At 67.1% G+C, this 6,594-nt stretch carries 7 protein-coding genes; 5 read left to right on the forward strand and 2 right to left on the reverse strand.

Annotated features, from left to right (window positions below):
* Positions 1–77: 77 nt before the first annotated feature.
* Both AC2VOU_RS15925 and AC2VOU_RS15930 read left to right on the forward strand, forming a co-directional pair.
* Entirely contained in the window at positions 78–1,247 is a 1,170-nt protein-coding gene (locus tag AC2VOU_RS15925; protein WP_486958244.1) for a CaiB/BaiF CoA transferase family protein, read from the forward strand.
* A gap of 79 nt (positions 1,248–1,326) precedes the next feature.
* Positions 1,327–1,875, forward strand: a complete 549-nt coding sequence (locus tag AC2VOU_RS15930; RefSeq protein WP_486958245.1) for a hypothetical protein — start codon at positions 1,327–1,329, stop codon at positions 1,873–1,875.
* Positions 1,876–2,050: 175 nt separating this feature from the next.
* On the opposite strand, the gene AC2VOU_RS15935 is transcribed toward AC2VOU_RS15930, so the two are convergent.
* Positions 2,051–3,157 (reverse strand): alcohol dehydrogenase catalytic domain-containing protein, encoded by a 1,107-nt coding sequence (locus AC2VOU_RS15935; protein ID WP_486958246.1) that lies wholly within the window; start codon positions 3,155–3,157, stop codon positions 2,051–2,053.
* 14 nt (positions 3,158–3,171) lie between these two features.
* Between AC2VOU_RS15935 and AC2VOU_RS15940 the strand changes: the two genes are divergently transcribed.
* Positions 3,172–3,642 carry an acyl-CoA thioesterase gene (locus AC2VOU_RS15940; protein WP_486958247.1) on the forward strand — a complete coding sequence of 157 codons (471 nt, stop codon included), beginning with the start codon at positions 3,172–3,174 and terminating at the stop codon, positions 3,640–3,642.
* Positions 3,643–3,651: 9 nt separating this feature from the next.
* Positions 3,652–4,092 carry an SRPBCC family protein gene (locus AC2VOU_RS15945; protein ID WP_486958248.1) on the forward strand — a complete coding sequence of 147 codons (441 nt, stop codon included), beginning with the start codon at positions 3,652–3,654 and terminating at the stop codon, positions 4,090–4,092.
* On the opposite strand, the gene AC2VOU_RS15950 is transcribed toward AC2VOU_RS15945, so the two are convergent.
* A complete protein-coding gene (locus AC2VOU_RS15950) occupies positions 4,089–4,778 on the reverse strand; it encodes a GntR family transcriptional regulator (protein ID WP_486958250.1) in 690 nt (229 codons plus the stop codon). The genes AC2VOU_RS15945 and AC2VOU_RS15950 overlap by 4 nt on opposite strands.
* 108 nt (positions 4,779–4,886) lie before the next feature.
* Here AC2VOU_RS15950 and fadD5 point away from each other — a divergent pair, with 108 nt between their 5' ends.
* Positions 4,887–6,545, forward strand: coding sequence for a fatty-acid--CoA ligase FadD5 (fadD5, locus tag AC2VOU_RS15955; RefSeq protein ID WP_486958249.1), 1,659 nt, complete (start codon positions 4,887–4,889; stop codon positions 6,543–6,545).
* The last annotated feature ends 49 nt before the right edge of the window (positions 6,546–6,594 follow it).

A 6,594-nucleotide genomic window follows, 5' to 3' on the forward strand; every position in this document is an offset into this window, starting at 1 on the left:
ATTCGACGGTACTCGGCCGACCCGAACCGCAGGAGTGCTTATCGTGCTGTAGCGGAGTCGACGAGAGGATGCCCTACATGGCCGGACCGATGGAAGGCGTCAACGTCGTCGAACTCGGGGTTTGGGTGGCCGCGCCCGCGACGGGCGGTATCCTCGCTGACTGGGGTGCCGACGTCGTCAAGATCGAGCCGCCGACCGGCGACCCGGCCCGGACGTTCGGCCGCATGCTCGGACTCGACGTCGACGTCAGCCCACCATTCGAGATGGACAACCGCTCTAAGCGCAGCATCGTGATCGACCTGACCATCGACCACGGTCGCGAGACCGCGTTCGAATTGATCGCTGGCGCAGATGTTTTCATCACCAACGTGCGGCCCGGCGCGCTGCGCCGGCTCGGGCTGGACTACGAATCGCTGGCCCCGGAGCATCCTCGACTGGTCTACGGGCTGATCACCGGCTACGGCGAAACCGGGCCGGACGCCGACCGGGCCGCCTATGACGTCGCCGCATTCTGGGCCCGCGGTGGGCTGGCGTACCTGCTCACCCGACCCGGTGAGACGCCGCCGTTTCAGCGTGGCGGGATGGGCGATCATTCCGCCGGCATGACGCTGGCCGCGGCGGTCTGCGCGGCGCTGGTGGCCCGCGACCGCACCGGGAACGGGCAGCTGGTCAGCACATCGCTGTACCGCCAGGGCGCTTACACCGTCAGCTTCGACCTGAACACCTACCTGATGTCGGGGCAGCCGATCGCGATCGGGCAGCGCGAGAAGATGTACAACCCGTGCATGAACAACTACGCCACCGCCGACGGCCATCGGTTCTGGATCGTCGGGCTGGAGGCCGACCGGCACTGGCCGCCGCTGTGTCGCGCGGTCGGCAAGGCGGAGTGGCTGGATGATCCCCGGTTCCTGGACGCGCGCTCCCGCGCGATCAACGCCGTCGAGCTGATCGCCGCGCTGGACCAGATCTTCGCGACCAAGACGCTGGACGAGTGGGCGGAGATCTTTGCCCGCGAACCGGACTTTTTCTGGTCACCGGTCAACAGCATCGAAGACGTCGTCGCCGACGAGCAGTTCCACGCCGCCGGTGGCGTGGTCGACGTGCCGGACGGACCCGCGGTGATACCGATGGTCGCGACCCCTGCGGATTTCCACGGCACGCCGTGGGTGCCCCGCTCGCCCGCGCCGCAGCTCGGCCAGCACACCGACGAAATACTCGCCGAGCTCAGGGCGCGACGCGAGATCTGATCTCATCGCACCTTTACAGATTCGCCAAGAAGTGTCACGCCGGGTCGGCCGGGTCATCGACGACGCGTGAAGGGATGCGATGAACACCTCGGAGAATCGGCGCTCGCGCACCGACGACGGATCGGCCGGCTATCGACTCGACGTCGTGGCTTCCAGCGCCGCGGACGTCGTGGGCTCGATCGGCGGCTGGCTGTATGACCGGGTGGGCGCAGGCTGGGACGTCCACGTCCTGTTGGCGCAGCAGTGTGACCATCGCCCACTGCAGATCCTCGGCATGCATGCCGTCGAACTCGACCCGCACATCCTGACCGTGAGCGCCGGATGCGCGGCCCGGGGTCTTGCGGTCAGCGCCGACATGTTCGCCGCCGATTCGCGGATCCGGCACGAAGTACTGGCGGCGCTGGACCGCTGGATGACCGAAGTCACTCTCTGGCAAGATGATTGGCCGCTGAACGTCGGACACCGGACCGCTGCCGTACAGCATGTGCTCTCCGCGGCGGCGCGCGCTTTCAAACGCCATGCGCTGCAAGCCGCCGGTGTCCCGGGCGAGGTCGGCCCGACCGAGACGTTGCGCAGCGACCTGAAGGTGTCGTGGCCGGTCGATTCCGAACTGATCCCCGTGGGCTGACGCGCACGTACCGCACCCACACGCTGCTGTATCTGCACGAGACGACACACGGAGCTATTTGCTGCTGCCCGACTGGGAAGTCTGCGAGCAGCGGTTCACCCTTTCGCGGGTCACCGACGTGAGTCGGTACCCGCCGGCCGGAGGCTGGTGAGACTGCTGTGATCAAGCGGCGGACTCAGAACGTGATCAACTGCCGGACCGCGAGGCCGTCGGCCAGGTTGTCCATCGCAGAGTTGATGTCCTCGAGCGTGATTCGCGATGACACCAGCGACTCCACCGGCAACCGGCCCGATCGCCACAGCTCGACGAACTTCGGGATGTCGCGATCCGGCACCGCCGATCCGAGGTAGCTGCCGATCAGCGACCGGCCTTCGGCGACAAAACCCAACGGCGACACACTGATCCGGGCGTCCGGTCGCGGCAGGCCGACCGTGATGGTCCGTCCGCCGGGGGCGGTGAGCGCGATTGCCGTCTCCAGCGCCGCGGGGTGGCCGGCGGCCTCGACGACCACGGCGGCTTTGACCGCGGCATCGACGGCCTGCTGCGGCGTGTACACCGCGTGTGCCCCGAGAGTCTTTGCACCGGTGAGCTTTTCGGCCAGTCGATCGATGCCGATCACCGTAACCCCGGGATAGGACAGCGCGGTCATCACCGCGGCCATCCCGACACCGCCCAGGCCGACGACGGCCACCGTCTGCCCCGGCTGTGGCCTGCCGACATTGAGCACCGCGCCGCCGCCGGTGAGCATCGCGCAGCCCAGCAGTGCGGCGACCGGAGCAGGGACGTCGTCGGGCACCGGCACCACGCTGGCCCGGTTGACCACCGCGTGTGTCGCGAAGCCGGATACCCCCAGGTGATGAAAAACCTTGTCGCCGTGGCGACTCAGCCGCATCCCGCCGCCGAGCAACGTCCCGGCGTTGTTGGCCGCGCTGCCCGGCTGACACGGCGTCAGCCCATCGGTCACGCACGCCGCGCAGTGACCGCAGCGCGGCAGGAACGTCATCACCACCCGCCGGCCGACCGTCACGTCGTTGACCCCGTCGCCGACCCGCTCGACGATTCCGGCCGCCTCGTGCCCGAGCAGCATCGGCGTCGGCCGCACCCGATTGCCGTCCACCACCGACAAATCCGAATGGCAGACACCGGCGGCCTCGATGCGCACCAACAGCTCGTCGGGGCCCGGCGGCGCGAGTTCGACGGCGGCCACCGTGATCGGCCGGGACTGCGCGTACGGCCGGCGCGATCCGATCCGCTCCAGCACGGCACCCCGGATTTCCAGCATGGTCGAATACAACCATGAGCTCAGTCCCGCCCGCACCCGACGGCCTCACCGGTGGCGACTTTCCCGTGCACTGGCCGGTGCTGACCCGATGGGCCGACAACGACATGTTCGGCCATCTGAACAACGCGGTCTACTACCAGCTTTTCGACACCGCGATCAACGGCTGGATTCAGACAAACGTCACGCTCGACCCGGTGACCACGTCGGCGCAGGGCATCGTCGCCGAATCAGGCTGCCGCTACTTTTCCGAGTTGCATTTCCCGGAACGACTTGTCGTGGGCGTGGCTGTGACCCGGCTCGGCAACAGCAGCGTGACCTACCGGCTCGGCGTTTTCCGCGCCGCCGACGCCGCCGAGCACGCCGACGAGCCGCAGGCCGTCGCCGCCGTCGGGCACTGGGTGCATGTCTATATCGACAAGGCCACTCGGCGGCCGACGCCCATTCCGGGCGAGATCCGCGCGCTGCTGTCGTCGGCCTGCGTTTAAGCTCGGCGAATGCCTTTTGTCAGTAAGACCGTTGAGGTTGCGGCCAACGCCGACTCGATCTTGGCCATCGTCGCCGACTTCGAGCGTTACCCGGAGTGGAACGACGGAGTCCAGGGCCTGTGGGTGCTGGCCCGCTACGACGACGGGCGCCCCAGCCAGCTGCGTCTCGACGCCAAATACGAAGCGATCGAGGACAGTCTGATCCAGGCGGTCTACTACCCGAGCCCCACTCAGATCCAGACCGTGCTGCAGCAGGGCAACCTGTTCAAGAAGCAGGAGCAGCTGTTCAGCGTGGTGGACACCGGGTCGTCGGCGCTGCTGACCGTCGATTTGGACGTCGAGCCGTCGATGCCGATTCCGGCGCCGATGGTCAAGCAACTGGCCGGCACCGTATTGGACTACCTGGCCGAAAACCTCAAGAAGCGCGCCGAGGAGTTGTCGGCCGGCTAGTGCCAGATCCCGCTGGCGTCCAGCCGTTCGGTGAGGCGGCGGGCGCCGTCGACGAACTGCGACGTGGTGTGTTCGACGACGGCGGCGGTGTCTCGGCGGCGCAGCGCCGCCACCACCTCGCGATGATTGAGCACCGCCCCAGCTCCCCAGTCGGGGTCTGCGGCGTACACCATCAGCGGCATGTACCGGGCCACGTGCAGCAGGAACCAGGCCAGCTTGATGCGTCCGGTGGCATGGTTGAAAACGCGGTGAAAGGCGAACTCGCATCCCGCGATCGCTTCGATGTCGCCGGCGACGACAGCGGCGGCCAGCGTATCGGTGAGGTGTGTGAGGTCGTCGATCTCGGCGTCGGTGATGCGCTGGGCCGCCGATCTGGCAAGTTCCTCGGCGATGGTCGCCTGCACCCAGAAGATGTCGTCGACGTCCTGTCGGCTCAGCGGCAACACCACATGCCCACGGTGCGGCTCGAGTTGCACCATCCCTTCACCGCGCAACTTCAGCAGCGCCTCACGCACGGGAGTCGCGCTGACACCGAGTGAAGCCGCGGTCTCGTCGAGCCGGATGAACGTCCCCGGCCGCAGCGCGCCCGACATGATCGCGGCCCGCAGATGGCCCGCGACCTCGTCAGACAACTGCGCCCGGCGCAGCGGAAGCCCCGTCGCGGCGAGCGTGCCCGCCGAACCCATCCGGGGTTGTCTTCGTGCCACCGAAACCATAGTGTGACCCAGACAACACCAGGTTTTATCAAATATCAACTTGACCAGAGCGTTTACGACGAGAAGGGATGCGCCCAGTTGACCGCGCAGTTGACCGGCCACGGTACCCATGACACGCACGCCACCGCCGGCGATGTTCTCGAGCAGCCCTACCTGGCGCGACGGCAGAACTGGGTCAACCAGCTCGAACGCCACGCATATATGCAGCCGGGTGCGCCCGCGCTGAGGTTCATCGGCACGACCACCACGTGGGCCGGCCTGCGCGCGCGTGTCGCCAAGCTCGCCGGCGCCTTGAGCCGCCGCGGGATCGGCTTCGGCGACCGGGTGATGATCCTGATGCTGAACCGCACCGAGTTCGTCGAGTCGGTGCTGGCGGCCAACATGATCGGGGCCATCGCCGTGCCGGTCAACTTCCGGCTCACGCCGCCCGAGATCGCGTTTCTGGTCGAGGACTGCCAGGCCCGGGTGCTGATCACGGAGCCGGCGCTGGCCCAGGTGGCTGCCGGCGTCCGCGACATCACGTCGGTGTTGGACACCATCGTGGTGGCCGGCGAAACCGCCGACCGGGGTCTGCTGGCCTACGAGGACCTGGTGAACGAGCCCGGCGAGCCGGCCCGGGCAACGGATGTGCCCAACGAATCGCCGGCGCTGATCATGTACACCTCGGGCACCACCGGGCGGCCCAAGGGTGCGGTGCTGACCCACACCAACCTGACCGGTCAGACGATGACCAACCTTTACACCCACGGCGTCGCCGCCCACGACGTCGGCTTCATCGGTGTCCCGTTCTTCCACATCGCCGGAATCGGCAACCTGTTGACCGGACTATTGATGGGGCTGCCCACGGTGATTTATCCGCTGGGCGCATTCGACCCCGGACATCTCCTCGACGTCCTGGCCGCCGAGCAGGTCACCGGGATCTTCCTGGTGCCTGCTCAGTGGCAGGCGGTTTGTCATGAACAGCAGGCCAATCCGCGTGACGTGCGGCTGCGGGTGATCTCCTGGGGCGCCGCGCCGGCGTCGGACACCCTGCTGCGTCAGATGTCGGAAACCTTCCCCGGGTCGCGGATCCTGGCCGCATTCGGTCAGACCGAGATGTCGCCGGTGACCTGCATGCTGCTCGGCGAGGACGCGATCAGAAAGCTCGGCTCGGTCGGCAAGGTGATCCCGACCGTGGCGGCGCGGGTGGTCGACGAGGAGATGAATGACGTGCCGATCGGGGAGGTCGGTGAAATCGTCTATCGCGCGCCCACATTGATGAGCGGCTACTGGAACAACCCGGAAGCGACGGCGGAGGCGTTCGCCGGTGGCTGGTTCCACTCCGGTGATCTGGTCCGGATGGATGACGAAGGCTATGTCTGGGTGGTCGACCGCAAGAAGGACATGATCATCTCCGGCGGCGAGAACATCTACTGCGCGGAGGTGGAGAACGTCCTCGCCGGCCACCCGGCGATCGTCGAAGTCGCGATCATCGGACGTCCACACGAGAAGTGGGGTGAAGTGCCGATCGCGATCGCGGCTGTCGCGGCCGGCCTGTGCCTCGAAGACCTCGACGGTTTCCTGGCCGAACGCCTGGCCCGGTACAAGCACCCCAAGGGACTGGAGATCGTCGACGCCTTGCCGCGCAACCCCTCGGGCAAAGTGCTGAAGACCGAATTGCGGAGCCGTTACGGGGCTCCGGCTGTGCCTCAAAGTGCCTCAGCGTCAACGGATCCGGGGCTGCACAACCGAGGCTGACATAACGAAAAAACCGCAGGTCTAATAGACGAGAGGCTAATAACGCCGA

Source organism: Mycobacterium sp. TH-M25 (genome assembly GCF_057473665.1).

What these genes read in the sequence shown, in the direction of transcription:
- AC2VOU_RS15925 (WP_486958244.1), top strand. Translation starts at nt 78, where the DNA reads ATGGCCGGACCGATGGAAGGCGTCAACGTCGTCGAACTCGGGGTTTGG.
- AC2VOU_RS15930 (WP_486958245.1), top strand. Translation starts at nt 1,327, where the DNA reads ATGAACACCTCGGAGAATCGGCGCTCGCGCACCGACGACGGATCGGCC.
- AC2VOU_RS15935 (WP_486958246.1), bottom strand. Translation starts at nt 3,157, where the DNA reads ATGCTGGAAATCCGGGGTGCCGTGCTGGAGCGGATCGGATCGCGCCGG.
- AC2VOU_RS15940 (WP_486958247.1), top strand. Translation starts at nt 3,172, where the DNA reads ATGAGCTCAGTCCCGCCCGCACCCGACGGCCTCACCGGTGGCGACTTT.
- AC2VOU_RS15945 (WP_486958248.1), top strand. Translation starts at nt 3,652, where the DNA reads ATGCCTTTTGTCAGTAAGACCGTTGAGGTTGCGGCCAACGCCGACTCG.
- AC2VOU_RS15950 (WP_486958250.1), bottom strand. Translation starts at nt 4,778, where the DNA reads ATGGGTTCGGCGGGCACGCTCGCCGCGACGGGGCTTCCGCTGCGCCGG.